The organism is Streptomyces sp. NPDC001816 (genome assembly GCF_042892235.1).
Lineage (GTDB): Bacteria > Actinomycetota > Actinomycetes > Streptomycetales > Streptomycetaceae > Streptomyces.
The window spans coordinates 166,311-182,761 of record NZ_JBIATY010000013.1; the positions used below are offsets into that span (position 1 = coordinate 166,311).

16 protein-coding genes are annotated in these 16,451 nt (G+C 69.6%); 6 read left to right on the forward strand and 10 right to left on the reverse strand.

Annotated features, from left to right (window positions below; all coding sequences use genetic code 11):
* Nucleotides 1–15: 15 nt before the first annotated feature.
* Genes ACFYZZ_RS36175 through ACFYZZ_RS36200 form a run of 6 tightly spaced genes read right to left on the reverse strand, consistent with a single transcriptional unit; the run spans nucleotide 16 to nucleotide 5,760 of the window.
* Complete coding sequence (locus ACFYZZ_RS36175) at nucleotides 16–1,272, reverse strand: cysteine desulfurase (RefSeq protein WP_389185465.1); 1,257 nt, start codon at nucleotides 1,270–1,272, stop codon at nucleotides 16–18.
* Complete coding sequence (gene sufC, locus ACFYZZ_RS36180) at nucleotides 1,269–2,033, reverse strand: Fe-S cluster assembly ATPase SufC (protein WP_386574058.1); 765 nt, start codon at nucleotides 2,031–2,033, stop codon at nucleotides 1,269–1,271. The genes ACFYZZ_RS36175 and sufC overlap by 4 nt, the downstream gene beginning before the upstream one ends.
* A 7-nt stretch (nucleotides 2,034–2,040) precedes the next feature.
* The gene (locus tag ACFYZZ_RS36185) at nucleotides 2,041–2,358 is read right to left on the reverse strand and encodes a bifunctional 3-phenylpropionate/cinnamic acid dioxygenase ferredoxin subunit (protein WP_389185468.1); all 318 of its coding nucleotides are present in this window, start codon (nucleotides 2,356–2,358) and stop codon (nucleotides 2,041–2,043) included.
* Nucleotides 2,355–3,539, reverse strand: coding sequence for a Fe-S cluster assembly protein SufD (gene sufD, locus ACFYZZ_RS36190; protein WP_389185471.1), 1,185 nt, complete (start codon nucleotides 3,537–3,539; stop codon nucleotides 2,355–2,357). The genes ACFYZZ_RS36185 and sufD overlap by 4 nt, the downstream gene beginning before the upstream one ends.
* Before the next feature lie 59 nt (nucleotides 3,540–3,598).
* Nucleotides 3,599–5,020 carry a Fe-S cluster assembly protein SufB gene (sufB, locus tag ACFYZZ_RS36195; protein ID WP_381665113.1) on the reverse strand — a complete coding sequence of 474 codons (1,422 nt, stop codon included), beginning with the start codon at nucleotides 5,018–5,020 and terminating at the stop codon, nucleotides 3,599–3,601.
* Complete coding sequence (locus ACFYZZ_RS36200; protein WP_389185473.1) at nucleotides 5,017–5,760, reverse strand: helix-turn-helix transcriptional regulator; 744 nt, start codon at nucleotides 5,758–5,760, stop codon at nucleotides 5,017–5,019. Before ACFYZZ_RS36200 ends, sufB begins: the two co-directional genes overlap by 4 nt.
* A gap of 207 nt (nucleotides 5,761–5,967) precedes the next feature.
* On the opposite strand from ACFYZZ_RS36200, the gene ACFYZZ_RS36205 reads away from it, so the two are divergent.
* The 4 genes from ACFYZZ_RS36205 to ACFYZZ_RS36220 are packed head-to-tail and all read left to right on the forward strand — an operon-like array spanning nucleotide 5,968 to nucleotide 9,584.
* Nucleotides 5,968–6,783, forward strand: a complete 816-nt coding sequence (locus ACFYZZ_RS36205; protein ID WP_389185476.1) for an aminoglycoside N(3)-acetyltransferase — start codon at nucleotides 5,968–5,970, stop codon at nucleotides 6,781–6,783.
* A gap of 31 nt (nucleotides 6,784–6,814) precedes the next feature.
* Nucleotides 6,815–7,738, forward strand: a complete 924-nt coding sequence (locus ACFYZZ_RS36210; RefSeq protein ID WP_389185479.1) for an ABC transporter ATP-binding protein — start codon at nucleotides 6,815–6,817, stop codon at nucleotides 7,736–7,738.
* Nucleotides 7,735–8,517, forward strand: a complete 783-nt coding sequence (locus ACFYZZ_RS36215; RefSeq protein WP_389185482.1) for an ABC transporter permease — start codon at nucleotides 7,735–7,737, stop codon at nucleotides 8,515–8,517. Before ACFYZZ_RS36210 ends, ACFYZZ_RS36215 begins: the two co-directional genes overlap by 4 nt.
* Before the next feature lie 47 nt (nucleotides 8,518–8,564).
* Nucleotides 8,565–9,584: a heme A synthase gene (locus ACFYZZ_RS36220; protein WP_389185485.1), complete on the forward strand. Its 1,020-nt coding sequence runs from the start codon at nucleotides 8,565–8,567 to the stop codon at nucleotides 9,582–9,584.
* Here the strand turns inward: ACFYZZ_RS36220 and ACFYZZ_RS36225 are convergent.
* From ACFYZZ_RS36225 to ACFYZZ_RS36240, 4 genes are all read right to left on the reverse strand, one after another.
* Complete coding sequence (locus tag ACFYZZ_RS36225) at nucleotides 9,539–10,276, reverse strand: nucleotidyltransferase domain-containing protein (RefSeq protein ID WP_389185488.1); 738 nt, start codon at nucleotides 10,274–10,276, stop codon at nucleotides 9,539–9,541. The genes ACFYZZ_RS36220 and ACFYZZ_RS36225 overlap by 46 nt on opposite strands.
* A gap of 18 nt (nucleotides 10,277–10,294) precedes the next feature.
* Nucleotides 10,295–11,401: an amidohydrolase family protein gene (locus ACFYZZ_RS36230; protein WP_389185490.1), complete on the reverse strand. Its 1,107-nt coding sequence runs from the start codon at nucleotides 11,399–11,401 to the stop codon at nucleotides 10,295–10,297.
* Between the two features lie 73 nt (nucleotides 11,402–11,474).
* Nucleotides 11,475–11,807, reverse strand: a complete 333-nt coding sequence (locus ACFYZZ_RS36235) for a hypothetical protein (protein ID WP_389185493.1) — start codon at nucleotides 11,805–11,807, stop codon at nucleotides 11,475–11,477.
* Between the two features lie 73 nt (nucleotides 11,808–11,880).
* Nucleotides 11,881–12,849 (reverse strand): heme o synthase, encoded by a 969-nt coding sequence (locus ACFYZZ_RS36240; protein WP_389185496.1) that lies wholly within the window; start codon nucleotides 12,847–12,849, stop codon nucleotides 11,881–11,883.
* Nucleotides 12,850–13,211: 362 nt separating this feature from the next.
* Here ACFYZZ_RS36240 and tkt point away from each other — a divergent pair, with 362 nt between their 5' ends.
* Both tkt and tal read left to right on the forward strand, forming a co-directional pair.
* Nucleotides 13,212–15,299, forward strand: a complete 2,088-nt coding sequence (gene tkt / locus ACFYZZ_RS36245) for a transketolase (RefSeq protein ID WP_389185499.1) — start codon at nucleotides 13,212–13,214, stop codon at nucleotides 15,297–15,299.
* A 33-nt stretch (nucleotides 15,300–15,332) separates the two neighbouring features.
* Complete coding sequence (gene tal / locus ACFYZZ_RS36250; RefSeq protein WP_389185503.1) at nucleotides 15,333–16,451, forward strand: transaldolase; 1,119 nt, start codon at nucleotides 15,333–15,335, stop codon at nucleotides 16,449–16,451.

Genomic DNA, 16,451 nt, shown 5'->3' on the forward strand with positions numbered 1-16,451 from the left:
CGATCGCTCGTCCCGTCAGCCGAAGAAGTTCCGTACGTGCTCCAGGCCGTCGACCAGTGCGTCGATCTCGGCCGGCGTGGAGTACAGATAGAACGACGCTCGCGTGGTCGCAGGAATTCCGTAGCGGAGGCAGACGGGCCGCGCGCAGTGGTGACCGACGCGGACCGCGATGCCCTGCTCGTCGAGAACCTGGCCCACGTCGTGCGGGTGGATGTCGCCCAGCGTGAAGGAGATCGCCGCCCCGCGGTCCTCGGCCGTGGTCGGGCCGATGATCCTCAGGTCCGGTACCTCTGCCAGGCGCTTCACCGCGTACTCGGTGAGCGCGTGCTCGTGGGCGAGGATCTTCTCCATGCCGATCGAGTTCAGGTAGTCGATCGCGGCACCGAGACCGACCGCCTGGGCGATCGGGGGCGTGCCCGCCTCGAACTTGTGCGGGGCCGGGGCGTACGTCGAGGAGTGCATCGACACCGTCTCGATCATCTCGCCGCCGCCCAGGAAGGGAGGCAGGTCCTCCAGCAGCTCCTGGCGGCCCCAGAGGACACCGATGCCGGTCGGGCCGCACATCTTGTGGCCGGTGAAGGCCACGAAGTCGGCCTGCAGGGCCTGCACGTCCAGCGGCATGTGCGGGGCGGCCTGCGAGGCGTCGATGCAGACCAGCGCACCGACTTCCTGGGCGCGACGGACTATCGCGTCGACCGGGTTGACCGTGCCCAGGATGTTCGACACCAGCACGAAGGAGACGATCTTCGTCTTCTCGGTGATGATCTCGTCGATGTTGGACAGGTCAAGGCGGCCGTCGTCGGTGAGGCCGAACCACCTCAGCTTCGCGCCGGTGCGCTGCGCCAGCAGCTGCCACGGCACGATGTTGGAGTGGTGCTCCATCTCCGTGATGACGATCTCGGTCTCGTGGTCCACCCGGTAGGGCTCGTCGGCCCAGCCCAGCATGTTCGCCACGAGGTTCAGCGACTCGGAGGCGTTCTTGGTGAAGATCACCTCGTCGCGGCTCGGCGCGTTGATGAAATCGGCGACCTTGTCGCGCGCGCCCTCGTACAGCGCCGTGGCCTCCTCGGCGAGCACATGCACACCGCGGTGGACGTTGGCGTTGTAGCGCTCGTAGTACTCGCTCAGGGCGTCCAGCACCTGGCGCGGCTTCTGCGAGGTCGCCGCGTTGTCCAGGTACACGAGCTTCTTGCCGTCGTGGATCACTCGGTCCAGGACGGGGAAGTCCTTGCGGATCGCCTCGGTGTCGAGGAGGCCCGGCAGCTGTGTCACTCGGATGCGCCACCCTTCGTGTACGCCTCGTAGCCCTCGTCCTCCAGCTTGTCGGCGAGCTCGGCACCGCCGGACTCGACGATCCGGCCCGCGGAGAAGACGTGGACGTAGTCGGGCTTGATGTAGCGCAGGATGCGCGTGTAGTGCGTGATCAGCAGGGTGCCGACCTCGCCGGTCTCGCGGACGCGGTTGACGCCCTCGGAGACGATGCGGAGCGCGTCGACGTCCAGACCGGAGTCGGTCTCGTCGAGGATCGCGACCTTCGGCTTCAGCAGCTCCAGCTGAAGGATCTCGTGGCGCTTCTTCTCACCGCCGGAGAAGCCCTCGTTGACGTTGCGCTCGGCGAAGGCCGGGTCCATGTTGAGGCGCTCCATGGCCCCCTTGACCTCCTTCACCCAGGTACGCAGCTTGGGGGCCTCGCCGCGGACGGCGGTGGCGGAGGTGCGCAGGAAGTTGGAGACCGAGACGCCGGGGACCTCGACCGGGTACTGCATCGCCAGGAACAGGCCCGCGCGGGCGCGCTCGTCGACGGACATCTCCAGGACGTCCTCGCCGTCGAGCAGCACGGTGCCGCTGGTGATCGTGTACTTCGGGTGACCCGCGAGCGAGTAGGCGAGGGTCGACTTGCCGGAGCCGTTGGGGCCCATGATGGCGTGCGTCTCGCCCTGCTTCACGGTGAGGTCGACGCCCTTGAGGATCTCCTTCGTGGCGTTGTCGGCCTCGACGGTGACGTGCAGGTCTCGGATTTCAAGCGTTGCCATGGGTGCCTCAGGACTCCTGGGTGAGGGAGACGAGCACGTCGTCCCCTTCGATCTTTACGGGGTATACGGGGACGGGGCGCGTCGCGGGAAGGCCGGACGGCTTGCCGGTGCGGAGGTCGAAGCTGGAGCCGTGCAGCCAGCACTCGATCTGGCAGTCCTCCACCTCGCCCTCGGAGAGCGAGACGTTCGCGTGGGAGCAGATGTCGTTGATCGCGAAGACCTCGCCCTCGGTCTGCACGATGGACACGGGCGTGCCGTCGAGTTCCACCCGCTTCGGGGTGTCCTCCTCCAGCTCGCTCAGCGCACAGGCGCGTACGAAGGTCATGCGACCGAAGCCTCCAGCTCTTCCTCGATCTTCGCGAGCAGGCGCTCCTCGATGTCCGCGACACCGATCTGCTGGACCAGCTCGGCGAAGAAGCCACGGACGACGAGACGGCGGGCCTCGTGCTCCGGGATGCCGCGGGCCATCAGGTAGAAGAGCTGCTCGTCGTCGAAGCGGCCGGTCGCGGAGGCGTGGCCGGCGCCGACGATCTCGCCGGTCTCGATCTCCAGGTTCGGCACCGAGTCGACCCGCGCGCCGTCGGTCAGCACCAGGTTGCGGTTCATCTCGTAGGTGTCGGTGCCCTCGGCCCTGGCCTCGATGAGCACGTCACCGATCCACACCGCGTGCGCGTCGTCGCCCTGGAGCGCGCCCTTGTAGACGACGTTCGACTTGCAGTGCGGGGTGTTGTGGGTGACCAGCAGGCGGTGCTCCTGGTGCTGCCCGGCGTCGGTGAAGTACAGGCCGAGCAGCTCGGCCTCGCCGCCGGTGCCGGCGTACTCCACGCGCGGGTGCAGCCGCACCACGTCACCGCCGAAGGTGACGACCACGGACTTGAAGGAGGCGTCCCGGCCGACCAGCGCGTTGTGCTGGCCGACGTGCACGGCCTTGTCGTCCCAGTCCTGGACGGAGACGACGGTCAGCTTGGCGCCGTCGCCCAGGATGTAGTCGACGTTGGCGGCCAGCACCGCGTCACCGGTGTGGTCGATGACGACGACGGCCTCGGCGAAGGCACCCAGCTCGATGACCTGGTGGCCGAAGGCGACCCCGCCCGCACCGTGCACGGCGATCCGGATCGGTTCGGCGAGCACCGTCTCCTTGGGGACGGTGACCACGCCGGCCTGCTCGAACGCCGAGTACGCCTGGGCGGCCACACGGTCCACCGGGGTGCCCGCCCTGCCGATGCGCGCGTCGTCGCGGCCGACGGTCTCGACGGTGACACCCTCGGGGGCCTCGACGGTGACCTTCACGCCCTCGCCGTTCGCGACGGCGGTGCCGTCGTGCAGCCCGCGCAGGCGCTCCAGCGGGGTGAACCGCCACTCCTCCTCGCGGCCGTGCGGGACGGGGAAGTCCGCGACGTCGAAGGACGGGGGCGCGCTCATGCGCGTGGCGACGGTCGACTCGGCGGCCACCGCGATCTGGCCCGCGGTGGTGGAGCCCACGGGGATGTTCTGAGCCTCAGCCATGGCTGTCGTAGTGCTCGCTTTCTTGCGTAAGTGGCTTGATGGGGACTGCGGGCCGGTGATCAGCCGACCGCGCCCTCCATCTGCAGCTCGATCAGCCGGTTGAGTTCCAGCGCGTACTCCATGGGAAGTTCCTTGGCGATTGGCTCGACGAAGCCGCGCACGATCATCGCCATCGCCTCGAACTCGGTCAGACCGCGGCTCATCAGGTAGAAGAGCTGGTCCTCGGAGACCTTGGAGACGGTCGCCTCGTGACCCATGGACACGTCGTCCTCGCGGACGTCCACGTAGGGGTACGTGTCGGAGCGGGAGATCGTGTCGACCAGCAGCGCGTCGCAGAGCACGTTCGACTTGGAGCCGGCGGCGCCCTCGCCGATCTCGACCAGGCCGCGGTACGAGGTACGGCCGCCACCGCGCGCCACCGACTTGGAGACGATGTTGGACGAGGTGTTCGGCGCCATGTGGACCATCTTGGAACCGGCGTCCTGGTGCTGGCCCTCGCCCGCGAAGGCGATGGAGAGGGTCTCGCCCTTGGCGTGCTCGCCCATCAGGTAGACGGCCGGGTACTTCATCGTCACCTTGGAGCCGATGTTGCCGTCGATCCACTCCATGGTCGCGCCCTCGTAGGCCACGGCGCGCTTGGTGACCAGGTTGTAGACGTTGTTCGACCAGTTCTGGATGGTCGTGTAGCGGCAGCGGGCGTTCTTCTTGACGATGATCTCGACGACCGCGCTGTGCAGAGAGTCGCTCTTGTAGATCGGGGCGGTGCAGCCCTCGACGTAGTGCACGTAGGCACCCTCGTCGACGATGATCAGGGTCCGCTCGAACTGGCCCATGTTCTCCGTGTTGATACGGAAGTAGGCCTGGAGCGGGATCTCCACGTGGACGCCCGGCGGGACGTAGATGAAGGAGCCGCCCGACCACACGGCGGTGTTCAGGGAGGCGAACTTGTTGTCACCGACCGGGATGACCGTGCCGAAGTACTCCTTGAAGAGCTCCGGGTGCTCCTTCAGCGCGGTGTCGGTGTCGAGGAAGATGACGCCCTGCTCCTCCAGGTCCTCGCGGATCTGGTGGTAGACGACCTCCGACTCGTACTGGGCCGCGACACCGGCCACGAGGCGCTGCTTCTCCGCCTCGGGGATGCCGAGCTTGTCGTACGTGTTCTTGATGTCCTCGGGCAGGTCCTCCCAGGACTCCGCCTGCTTCTCCGTGGAGCGCACGAAGTACTTGATGTTGTCGAAGTCGATGCCCGAGAGGTCCGAGCCCCAGTTCGGCATGGGCTTCTTCTCGAAGAGGCGCAGGCCCTTGAGGCGGAGCTTGGTCATCCACTCCGGCTCGGACTTCTTCGCCGAGATGTCCCGGACCACGTCCTCGTTCAGACCACGCTTCGCAGAGGCACCGGCCTCGTCGGAGTCGGCCCAACCGTATTCGTACTTGCCCAGACCCTCGAGTTCGGGGTGGGCAGTCTCCGTGGGGAGAGTCATGCGGGGTTCCTCCCGGCCGTGCTTGCAGATGCGTTGTCGCTGGTCTTGGAAATCTTGGGGATGAACGTCGTGCAGACGCCGTCGCCGTGCGCGATCGTCGCCAGTCGCTGGACGTGGGTCCCGAGCAGCTCGGCGAAGATCTCCGTCTCCGCCTCGCACAGCTGCGGGAACTGTTCCGCCACGTGGGCGACCGGGCAGTGGTGCTGGCACAGCTGCTCGCCGACCGGTGCGCTGCGCGCCGTAGCAGCGTACCCGTCCACGCTCAGGGCCTTGGCCAGCGCTTCTGCGCGTTCGTCGGGGCTGACACTCTCGATCGCCTTGCGGTACGCGCCCGCCTGGGCGGCGATCCGGGCGCGGGCGAACGCGGCGACCGCCTCGGCGCCGCCCTCCCGCTCGGCGATCCAGCGCAGGGCGTCGGCGGCGAGCTTGTCGTACGACTGGTCGAAGGCGTCCCGGCCGCAGTCCGTCAGCGCGAAGACCTTGGCGGGACGGCCACGCGTGCGCGTGCCGTACACCCGCTGCTCGCGCGCCTCGACGACGTCGTCCGCGACCAGCGCGTCCAGGTGCCGCCGTACGGCCGCCGGGGTCAGGCCCAGGCGTCCGGCGAGTTCGGTGACGGTCGACGGGCCGTGGTCCAGGATGGACCGCGCGACCCGGTTGCGCGTGGAGCGCTCACCGGTCGCGAACTCCTCCTGGTGGGTACCCACCGGGGTCTCCCGAGCCTCGCCGACGTTTTTCACAACGCCATTGTTGCGTAATTCTTCAGAGCCTGACAAGCGCGGTCCGGATCATCGGGCGGTGCCCTGCGTCACTTAGGCATACCTAATCTGACCTGCGGAAATGATCTTCTGATCGATCATTCGCCGGTCGCCCGGTGGTCGTCCGAGCAGGGCCGGGACAGCAAAAGAGCTGGCGGCTGACCCACCCGTCAGGAAGACTCCCGAACCATGTCCACACCCCCTCCGACCGGCCCTCTTGTCACTCGCGACACGGTTTCCACGCAGCTGCGTCTGCTGGGTGTCGAGACCGGCGAGATCCTCCTCGTGCACTCCTCGCTGAGTTCCCTCGGCTGGGTCAACGGAGGCGCCGTCGCGGTCGTCCAGGGACTCCTCGACGCGCTGGGCCCCGCCGGCACGCTCGTCGTGCCCACCCAGTCGGGCGGGCTGTCCGACCCGGCCGTGTGGGGCAACCCTCCGGTACCCGAGGAGTGGTGGGACAGGATCCGGGCCACGATGCCCGCCTACGACCCGCTGATCACCCCCTCGCGCGGGGTCGGGGTGATCCCGGAGACCGTCCGCACCTGGCCGGGTGCCCTGCGCAGCGCCCACCCGCAGACCTCCTTCGCCGCGCTCGGGCCCCGCGCCGCGGAGATCGTCGACGGTCACACCCCCGACTGCCGGCTGGGCGAGCGGAGCCCGCTGGCCCGGCTGGAGCGGCTGGGCGCCCGGGTCCTGCTGCTCGGCGCGGGCTACGACGCCTGCACCAGCTTCCACCTGGCCGAGTACCGCATCCCGTCCCCGCTGGTGCCGGTCGGCCGGCCGGCACCGGGCGGCGGCTGGGAGACGGTGACCGAGGTGTCGATCACCTCGGACCGCTTCGACGAGCTGGGCCACGACTTCGAACGGGACCGTCCCGTCGTACGCGGCAAGGTCGGCGCGGCTGACGCCCGGCTGTTCCCGGTGGCGGACGCGGTGGCCTACGCCGAGCGGTGGCTGGCCGTGCACCGGCCCCGTGAGGAGGAGTTCCCGCACCCCCACGCCTGAGCGGCTCGGCACCTCCCTAGACTCTGGAGCCATGCGAAGTGAGCCCGTGGTCCAGGTCCAGGCCCTGGTGAAGCGGTATGGCACGAAGACCGCGGTGGACGGCCTCGACCTGGCGGCCCAGGCGGGCGTGACCGCCGTACTCGGCCCCAACGGGGCGGGGAAGACGACCACGGTCGAAACCTGCGAGGGGTACCGGAAGCCGGATTCCGGCACGGTCCGGGTCCTGGGCCTCGACCCGGTGCGGCAGTCCGCCGAGCTGCGTCCGCGCATCGGCGTGATGCTCCAGTCCGGGGGCGTGTACTCCGGCGCCCGAGCGGACGAGATGCTGCGCCACGTGGCCAGGCTGCACGCGCACCCGCTGGACGTGGACACGCTGATGGAACGCCTCGGGCTCGGCTCCTGCGGCCGCACCGGCTACCGCCGGCTGTCCGGCGGCCAGCAGCAGCGGCTGGCGCTCGCGATGGCCGTCGTCGGGCGCCCCGAGCTGGTCTTCCTGGACGAGCCGACGGCCGGCCTCGACCCGCAGGCCCGCCGGGCCACCTGGGACCTGATCAGGGACCTGCGCTCCGACGGCGTCTCGGTGATCCTCACCACGCACCACATGGACGAGGCCGAGCAGCTCGCCGACGACGTCGCGATCATCGACGGCGGCCGGGTCATCGCCCAGGGCTCCCCGGAGGAGCTGTGCAAGGGCGGCGCCGAGAACACCCTGCGCTTCACCGGCCGTCCCGGCCTCGACGTGGCCTCCCTGCTCAAGGCCCTGCCGGCCGACTGCACGGCCGCCGAGCTGACCCCGGGCAGCTACCGGGTCGTCGGCAAGGTCGACCCGCAACTGCTGGCCACGGTGACCTCGTGGTGCGCCCAGCACGGGGTGATGCCGGACCGGATCTCGGTCGAGCGGCACACTTTGGAAGATGTCTTCCTGGAGCTGACCGGCAAGGAGCTGCGTTCATGACGACCGCGACCGGTACGTACGCCCCGAAGCCGGGTGCGGCGCCCCTCCCGCGCATGATCGCGGCCCAGGCGGCGCTGGAGACCAGGATGCTGCTGCGCAACGGCGAGCAGCTGCTGCTGACGGTCGTGATCCCGACCCTGCTGCTGGTGCTCTTCAGCTCCGTGGACATCGTCGACACCGGCAAGGGCAGGGCGGTCGACTTCCTCGCCCCGGGCATCCTGGCCCTCGCCGTGATGTCGACGGCGTTCACCGGGCAGGCCATCGCGACCGGCTTCGAGCGCCGCTACGGCGTGCTGAAGCGGCTCGCCTCCTCCCCGCTGCCGCGCTGGGGCCTGATGACCGCGAAGACGGCGTCCGTCCTGGTCACCGAGGTCCTCCAGGTGATCCTGCTGACGGTGATCGCCTTCGCGCTGGGCTGGTCCCCGCACCGCGCCGGGACCAGCGTGCTCGCCGTCCTGCTCCTGCTGACCCTCGGCACGGCCGCCTTCTCGGGGCTCGGCCTGCTGATGGCGGGCACCCTGAAGGCGGAGGCGACGCTGGCCGCCGCCAACCTGGTCTTCCTGCTGCTGCTCGTCGGCGGCGGTGTGATCGTGCCGCTGGACAAGTTCGGCTCGGCCGGTCAGCACATCCTCGGCCTGCTGCCCATCTCGGCCCTCTCGGACGGCCTGCGGGACGTGCTCCAGCACGGCGCCGGGATGCCGTGGGGCGACCTGGGCATCCTCGCCGTGTGGGGGGTCGTGGGGCTCGCGGCGGCCGGGCGGTTCTTCCGCTGGGAGTAGTCCCGGCACGGGACCCTCGTGAAAGCGTGCACAAGCGGCGGCCTACGATGGTGCACGTGCCAAAGCTGACCCGCGCCGACGTCGTAGCGGCGCTGCGCAACCCGCTCGCCTTCATCGCCGCGCGCTGGACCCCGGACCCCCGGACGGTCCGGCGGGCGGCGCTCTCCGCGCTCGTGATGTCGGTCGTCATCGTCGTCACCGGCGGTGCCGTGCGCCTGACCGGCTCGGGTCTGGGCTGCCCGACCTGGCCCACGTGCACCGAGGACTCGCTGACCACCACCAGCGCGATGGGCTTCCACGGTGCCATCGAGTTCGGCAACCGCATGCTGACGTACGTGCTGTGCGCCGCCATCGGCTGGGCGATCATCGCGGCACGCTCCGAGAAGCCGTACCGGCGCAGCCTCACCCGGCTCGGCTGGACGCAGTTCTGGGTGGTCATGGGCAACGCGGTGCTCGGCGGCATCGTGGTCCTCGTGGGTCTGAACCCGTACACGGTCGCCGCGCACTTTCTGCTCTCGACGGCCCTGATCACCGTCGCCACGGTGATGTGGCAGCGCACCCGTGAGGGCGACGCGGCGCCGCGGCCGCTGGTCGGCAAGGCCGTGCAGCAGCTGGTCTGGTTCCTGGTGCTCGCGTCCGTGCTGCTCGTCGCGGTCGGCACGGTGGTCACCGGGGCCGGGCCGCACGCGGGTGACTCCAAGGAGATCAACCGGATCCCGATCGACTGGGAGACCGTCAGCAAGCTGCACGCCGTGCTCGCCTGGATCGTGGTGACCCTCACCTTCGCCCTGTGGTTCGTACTCAAGGCCGTCGACGCCCCCAAGGGCCCCCTCGACCGCACCCGCGAGCTGTTCCTGATCCTGCTCGCGCAGGGCGTGATCGGCTACGTCCAGTACTTCACGCACCTGCCCGAGGTGCTCGTCGCCCTCCACATGTTCGGCTCGTGCCTGGTGTGGATCGGTGTCCTGCGCGTCCTGCTGTCGCTGCGGGAACGTCCCGATGCGACGGCCGGTTTCCCCGCTCAGTCGTACGACTCCGTGAACGTCTCGATCGCCGGACCCAGGTAGTCCCGGGTCAGCCGGGCCCGACGAGCCGTCCACTCCGCGGTGGGCGGCGCCCAGTCGCCGTAGCGGCGTCGGCGGATGTCCTCGACGACCTCGACGGGTGCACCCAGGCCGGGCAGCATGTCCAGGGCCTCGCGCTTGGAGATCAGCCGGCCGTCGCGCGCGGTGACGGTGGCCCGGGCGAAGGTGATCATCCCCAGGTCGACCCACACGTCCCGCGTCCACAGCGGGGCGTTGTCGACGGCGGGCCGCCAGAAGTCCCGCTGGTCCCGTACGACGAAGTCGCCGAGCTCCCGGTCCGGCACCGGCGGCAGCAGCCCGGCGGGCCCGCACCCGTGCAGCACCCGCCCGAAGGTCTGCAGCTCCCGCCGTGTCACCGGGGTGACCGGCCGCTTGAACAGCTGCTCGTGCGCCCACGTCAGATGGCGGCGGGCGGCGTCGTCCGCGGTGTCCGGGGTCAGATAGGTGCAGTGCATCCTGGAGGCGAGGGGCTGGGCACGCATGCGGGCATGCACCACTGCGACCTTCCATACGACCCGAGGGGTCACGGATTGCGGCAGCACCGCGATCAGATCAAGGTCGCTGCGACCCTCCTGGTAGTCGCCCGCGGCGAGCGAACCGTGCGCCCAGACGGCGACGGGCCTCAGTGCCGTCAGTTCACGGAGGAAGCGGGCCAGTAACGTCTCGGTGTCCATCCCCTCAGTCTGTACAGCTCACCCCAGCCCGTACACCCGCCGCGCGTTGTCCGCCGCGACCATCCGGGCCACCCGCTGCGCGTCCCCCAGGGACCACGCGCCCTCGGCCACCCAGCCGCCCAGCACCCGGCCCAGCGCCTCGCGGAACAGCCGGGCCCCGACGACATGCAGCTCGGGCAGGCCGTGGGCGCCGCTGGAGAACAGGATCTTGCCGAAGGGGGCCAGCTCCAGGATCTCGGCGAGGACCGTGGCCGCACGGGCACCGGTGCGCACCAGGGCCGCGCCCGAGTCGGCGTACACGTGCGGGAAGACGCCGGCCAGGTGGGCGGTGTGGCGGTGGTACGGGTAGCTGTGCAGCAGGATCAGATCCGTGCCGAGCCCGGCCGTGGCCCGGACGAAGTCGGTGAGCAGGACCGGGTCCGTACGGTCGATGCGCGAGCCCGGCTCGCCGAGCCCGGAGTGCAGCTGCAGGGGCCGTCCCGAGGCGACCGCGATCCACAGCAGGTGCCGTAGCAGCACCGGATCGGTCAGCTCGCCGCCGACCCGCCGACCGGCCAGCCAGCGGCCCGCCGCCCCGCGCACCTCGCCCGGTCCGGGCGGCTCCGGCGCGAGCGCGAGGCCGTGCCGTACGCCCGCGACGGAGGTGAAGGCGACGGCGTTCACGGCGGCTGCGTGCACCGACTCGGCGAGGTTGGCGAGAAAGGACTCGACCGTGCCGGAGGTGTCGGCGACCTGCTCCGCGAGCAGCTCCAGCCGGATGATCTCGCGGGCCTCGGCATCGCCCGTGGAGGCCATCTCGGCGGGGCCGGTGAGGTCGCCGGGCAGGCCCGTGTCGACGAGGTAGGTGGTGATGCCGCTGCCCCGCAGCAGTCTGCGGCCGGCTTCCAGCATGCCGAGTTCGCGGCGCTGGGCGAGATAGTGGGCCGGCGAGCAGTGGGGTTCCAGGCCGAGCAGGGGCGGGCACCAGCGCCGCACGGCGAAACCGGTCTGGGTGTCGAAGAGGGTGGTGCCCGGTGCGGGCGGGCCCTCGGTGCGGGCGAGCTGGGCCTCGAAGGTGCCGAGGCCCAGTTCCGTTCTCAGTACGCCGTGGCAGTACTGGTCCACGAGGGACGGCGTTTCGATCATCCGGACTCCCCGCGGGACGCTGTGCCTTACAGGTCCTAACGGGTGAACCCAGGATCAGGTGATGCCCGAAGCGTCAGCTGTTACGCGGACCGCCCACCTGGATTCCGGCCATGCGGCTCCACTCGTACTGTCCCGTCTTCACCTTCGCCGCGAACTCGCCGTCGAAGGACTCGTGGACCGTGATGCCCGCCTTCTGCACCGCCTGCTCGGCGATCTCGGTGCTGGGGGCCACCAGGTCGCCCCAGCCGCCGTCCTCGCCGACGAGGACGATCCGGGCGCCGCGCTCGCCGATGTGGGCCACCTGGCCCTCGGCGCCGCCGTGGGTCTTGGAGAAGGCGCTGATCTGCTTCGCGAGCCGGGCTGCGATGCGCTCGGCCTTCGGGTCAACCTGCTGCGTGTCTGCCATGGCCAGGATGCTACTCACGGGTAGATCCGCTGGCGAGAGCAGGACCCTGTGACCTGTGACGTACGGCGGTCGGTCAGTGCAGGAAGGGGTCCACGGCGACCGCGACGAAGAGGATCGACACGTAGGTGATCGACCAGTGGAAGAGCCGCATCTCCTTGAGCTTGGCGCCGGTCACCTCGGCCTTCGCCCGGTTCTGCAGCCCGTGCGCCTCCCACAGCCAGAAGCCGCCGGCCGCGAGGGCGACCAGGGTGTAGAACCAGCCGGTGTAGCCGAGCGGGGTCAGCAGCAGGGAGACGGCGACCATCACCCAGCTGTAGATGACGATCTGCCGGGCGACCACCTTGTTGGAGGCGATGACCGGGAGCATCGGCACGCCCGCGCGCGCGTAGTCGTCCTTGACCTTCATGGACAGCGGCCAGTAGTGCGGCGGCGTCCAGAAGAACATGACGAGGAAGAGGATGATCGGCGCCCAGGACATCGAATTGGTGACCGAGGACCAGCCGATCAGCACCGGCAGGCAGCCGGCGATGCCGCCCCACACGATGTTCTGCGACGTACGCCGCTTGAGGATCATCGTGTAGACGACGACGTAGAAAAGGAGCGCTCCGAGTGACAGCCAGGCACTCAGCCAGTTGACGGTCAACCCGAACAGCAGCGTCGAGACCACCGCGAGGGTGATGCCGAAGACCAGGCACTCAAGCGGGCTGACCATCCCGGTCACCAGCGGGCGCTGCGAGGTGCGGTCCATCAAGGCGTCGATGTCCCGGTCGATGTACATGTTCAGCGCGTTCGCGCCGCCCGCCGAGAGGTAGCCGCCGAGGCAGGTGAGCAGGACCAGCTTCAGGTCGGGCACACCCTGCTGCGCCAGGAACATCACCGGAACCGTGGTGATGAGCAGCAGCTCGATGATCCGCGGCTTGGTCAGCGCCACGAACGCCTTGACACGGGCCCCGAACGGCCGGTGAACCGGGCTTTGGCTCGTCCCGAGCGCACCCGCTGGACGGGATTCGACGGCCGTCACGCACACCCCTGACAGAGACATCCCAGCAAGCCTCCCCGTGTGAAGTGGGGGTAAAGGCTCGCGCGTACCACGCCACTTTAGACGTTGCCCATACCTCGGCCTTCGCGGGGGTGGGGTCGTGTTGGCGGGCGGCGCATTAGAGGGGTCATGGGGCTCGATTGAGCAGTCAGATGAGCGGCTCCGTATTCATGTGCCGAATGGGTCCTCGGCCAGTCGGGAGGCGGATCTCCAAGAGTCCCGGCAGTCTGGAATCACTCGAAAAAATGCACGTCCTTACGGGGGTAGGCTCAACAACGGCCGGTGGGCAGAAGTGCACCGGCGGCCGGGTGGGCGCATGCCCCGAAGACCGGCGACCGACATGTGGAGAGGAGCCCTGACCCAGGGTGAGCACCAAGCCGACCACCACAGACCTTGAGTGGACCGAGCTGGACCAGCGGGCCGTGGACACCGCTCGCGTCCTGGCCGCCGACGCCGTACAGAAGGTCGGCAACGGCCATCCCGGTACGGCGATGAGCCTGGCTCCGGCCGCGTACACCCTCTTCCAGAAGGTGATGCGGCACGACCCGGCCGACCCGGAGTGGGTCGCCCGCGACCGCTTCGTGCTGTCCGCCGGCCACTCGTCCCTGACCCTCTACACACAGCTCTACCTGGCCGGCTTCGGCCTGGAGCTGGACGACCTGAAGGCCTTCCGCACCTGGGGCTCGAAGACCCCGGGCCACCCGGAGTACGGGCACACCAAGGGTGTCGAGACCACCACGGGTCCGCTGGGCCAGGGTGTCGCCAACGCGGTGGGCATGGCCATGGCCGCCCGCTACGAGCGCGGTCTGTTCGACCCGGACGCCCCCCAGGGCGAGTCCCCGTTCGACCACTTCATCTACTGCATCGCCGGTGACGGCTGCCTGCAGGAGGGCATCTCCGCCGAGGCGTCCTCGCTCGCCGGCCACCAGCAGCTCGGCAACCTGATCCTGCTGTGGGACGACAACCACATCTCGATCGAGGGCGACACCGAGACGGCCGTCTCCGAGGACACGGTCAAGCGGTACGAGGCCTACGGCTGGCACGTGCAGCGGATCGCCCCGAAGCCGGACGGCGACCTCGACCCGCACGCCATCTACAACGCGATCGAGGCCGCGAAGAAGGTCACGGACAGGCCGTCCTTCATCGCGATGCGCTCGATCATCGCCTGGCCGGCCCCGAACGCGCAGAACACCGAGGCCGCACACGGCTCGGCGCTCGGCGACGAGGAGGTCGCGGCCACCAAGCGCGTCCTCGGCTTCGACCCGGAGCAGTCCTTCGAGGTCTCCGACGAGGTGCTGGGCCACACCCGCCAGGCCCTGGAGCGCGGCCGCGACGCCAAGGCGGAGTGGGAGAAGTCCTTCCAGCTCTGGCGCGACAACAACGCCGAGCGCGCGGCCGAGTTCGACCGGATCAGCGCGGGCGAGCTGCCCACCGGCTGGGAGGAGAAGCTCCCGGTCTTCGAGCCGGGCAAGGGCGTCGCGACGCGTGCCGCCTCCGGCAAGGTGCTGCAGGCGCTGGGCGCGGTCGTCCCCGAGCTGTGGGGCGGCTCCGCCGACCTCGCCGGGTCGAACAACACGACCATCGACAAGGACAGCTCGTTCCTGCCGGCGGACAACCCGCTGCCGGAGGCGGACCCGTACGGCCGCACCATCCACTTCGGCATCCGCGAGCACTCCATGGCCGCGGAGATGAACGGCATCACGCTGCACGGAAACACCCGTGTCTACGGCGGTACGTTCCTCGTCTTCTCCGACTACATGCGCAACGCGGTGCGCCTGTCGGCCCTGATGCACCTGCCGGTGACGTACGTGTGGACGCACGACTCCATCGGTCTGGGCGAGGACGGCCCGACGCACCAGCCCATCGAGCACCTGGCCTCGCTGCGCGCGATCCCCGGTCTGAACGTCGTCCGCCCGGCGGACGCCAACGAGACCGCGATCGCCTGGCGCGAGATTCTCAAGCGCTACACCAAGGAGTTCGGCAAGGGCCAGCCCCACGGCCTCGCGCTGACCCGCCAGGGTGTGCCGGTGTACGAGCCCAACGACGAGGCCGCGCGCGGCGGTTACGTCCTGTTCGACGCCGAGGGCGGCGAGCCGCAGGTGATCCTGATCGCCACCGGTTCCGAGGTGCACGTGGCCGTCGAGGCGCGCGAGCAGCTGCAGGCCGGCGGGGTGCCGACGCGGGTCGTGTCGATGCCGTCGGTGGAGTGGTTCGAGGAGCAGGACCAGGGGTACCGGGACTCCGTGCTGCCGCCGTCCGTGAAGGCCCGTGTCGCGGTCGAGGCGGGCATCGGCCTCACCTGGCACAAGTACGTCGGGGACGCCGGCCGCATCGTTTCCCTGGAGCACTTCGGTGCGTCCGCGGACGGCAAGGTCCTCTTCCGCGAATTCGGCTTCACTGCCGAGAACGTGGCCGCGAAGGCCCGGGAATCCCTCGCCGACGCCCAGCGCTGACGCCCATACACGACACGTAGGAGATGTAATTCCATGACAGACGCACTCAAGCGCCTCTCCGAGGAAGGCGTCGCGATCTGGCTGGACGACCTGTCGCGCAAGCGGATCACGTCCGGCAACCTCGCCGAGCTGATCGACCAGCAGCACGTCGTGGGCGTCACCACCAACCCGACGATCTTCCAGAAGGCGATCAGCGGCGGCGACGGCTACGAGCAGCAGCTGTCGGACCTCGCCGCCCGCAAGGTCACCGTCGACGAGGCCATCCGCATGATCACCACGGCGGACGTCCGGGACGCCGCCGACATCCTGCGCCCGGTCTTCGACGCCACCGACGGCCAGGACGGCCGGGTCTCCATCGAGGTCGACCCGCGCCTGGCCCACAACACCCGGGCGACCGTCGCCGAGGCCAAGCAGCTGGCCTGGCTGGTCGACCGCCCGAACACCCTGATCAAGATCCCGGCCACCAAGGCGGGTCTGCCTGCGATCGCGGAGACGATCGGCAACGGGATCAGCGTCAACGTCACGCTGATCTTCTCCCTGGAGCGCTACCGCGCGGTCATGGACGCCTTCATCACGGGCCTGGAGAAGGCGCGCGAGAAGGGCCTGGACCTCTCCCTGATCCACTCCGTGGCGTCCTTCTTCGTGTCCCGCGTGGACACCGAGATCGACAAGCGCCTGGAAAGGCTCGGCACCGACGAGGCCAAGGCGCTGCGCGGCAAGGCCGCCGTCGCCAACGCCCGTCTCGCCTACCAGGCGTACGAGGAGGTCTTCTCCTCCGACCGCTGGAAGGCGCTGGAGAACGCGGGCGCCAACAAGCAGCGTCCGCTGTGGGCGTCGACCGGCGTGAAGGACCCGGCGTACCAGGACACCATGTACGTGACGGACCTGGTCGCGCCGAACACGGTCAACACCATGCCGGAGGCCACGCTGGAGGCCACCGAGGACCACGGCGAGATCACCGGCAACACCGTCGCCGGTACCTACGAGCAGGCCCGCGCCGACCTCGACGCGCTCGAGAAGCTCGGGATCTCGTACGACGACGTGGTCCAGGTCCTGGAGGACGAGGGCGTCGAGAAGTTCGAGGCGTCCTGGAACGACCTGCTGAAGTCGACCGAGGCGGAGCTGAAGCGCCTCGCCCCCTCGGAGGGCTGA

Excerpts from the sequence above, each read along its gene's own strand:
- ACFYZZ_RS36210 (WP_389185479.1), top strand. The coding sequence starts at position 6,815 with ATGCGAAGTGAGCCCGTGGTCCAGGTCCAGGCCCTGGTGAAGCGGTAT.
- ACFYZZ_RS36235 (WP_389185493.1), bottom strand. The coding sequence starts at position 11,807 with ATGGCAGACACGCAGCAGGTTGACCCGAAGGCCGAGCGCATCGCAGCC.
- sufD (WP_389185471.1), bottom strand. The coding sequence starts at position 3,539 with ATGGCTGAGGCTCAGAACATCCCCGTGGGCTCCACCACCGCGGGCCAG.
- ACFYZZ_RS36205 (WP_389185476.1), top strand. The coding sequence starts at position 5,968 with ATGTCCACACCCCCTCCGACCGGCCCTCTTGTCACTCGCGACACGGTT.
- ACFYZZ_RS36225 (WP_389185488.1), bottom strand. The coding sequence starts at position 10,276 with ATGGACACCGAGACGTTACTGGCCCGCTTCCTCCGTGAACTGACGGCA.
- sufB (WP_381665113.1), bottom strand. The coding sequence starts at position 5,020 with ATGACTCTCCCCACGGAGACTGCCCACCCCGAACTCGAGGGTCTGGGC.
- tal (WP_389185503.1), top strand. The coding sequence starts at position 15,333 with ATGACAGACGCACTCAAGCGCCTCTCCGAGGAAGGCGTCGCGATCTGG.
- ACFYZZ_RS36220 (WP_389185485.1), top strand. The coding sequence starts at position 8,565 with ATGGTGCACGTGCCAAAGCTGACCCGCGCCGACGTCGTAGCGGCGCTG.
- ACFYZZ_RS36230 (WP_389185490.1), bottom strand. The coding sequence starts at position 11,401 with ATGATCGAAACGCCGTCCCTCGTGGACCAGTACTGCCACGGCGTACTG.
- sufC (WP_386574058.1), bottom strand. The coding sequence starts at position 2,033 with ATGGCAACGCTTGAAATCCGAGACCTGCACGTCACCGTCGAGGCCGAC.
- ACFYZZ_RS36240 (WP_389185496.1), bottom strand. The coding sequence starts at position 12,849 with ATGTCTCTGTCAGGGGTGTGCGTGACGGCCGTCGAATCCCGTCCAGCG.
- ACFYZZ_RS36185 (WP_389185468.1), bottom strand. The coding sequence starts at position 2,358 with ATGACCTTCGTACGCGCCTGTGCGCTGAGCGAGCTGGAGGAGGACACC.
- ACFYZZ_RS36215 (WP_389185482.1), top strand. The coding sequence starts at position 7,735 with ATGACGACCGCGACCGGTACGTACGCCCCGAAGCCGGGTGCGGCGCCC.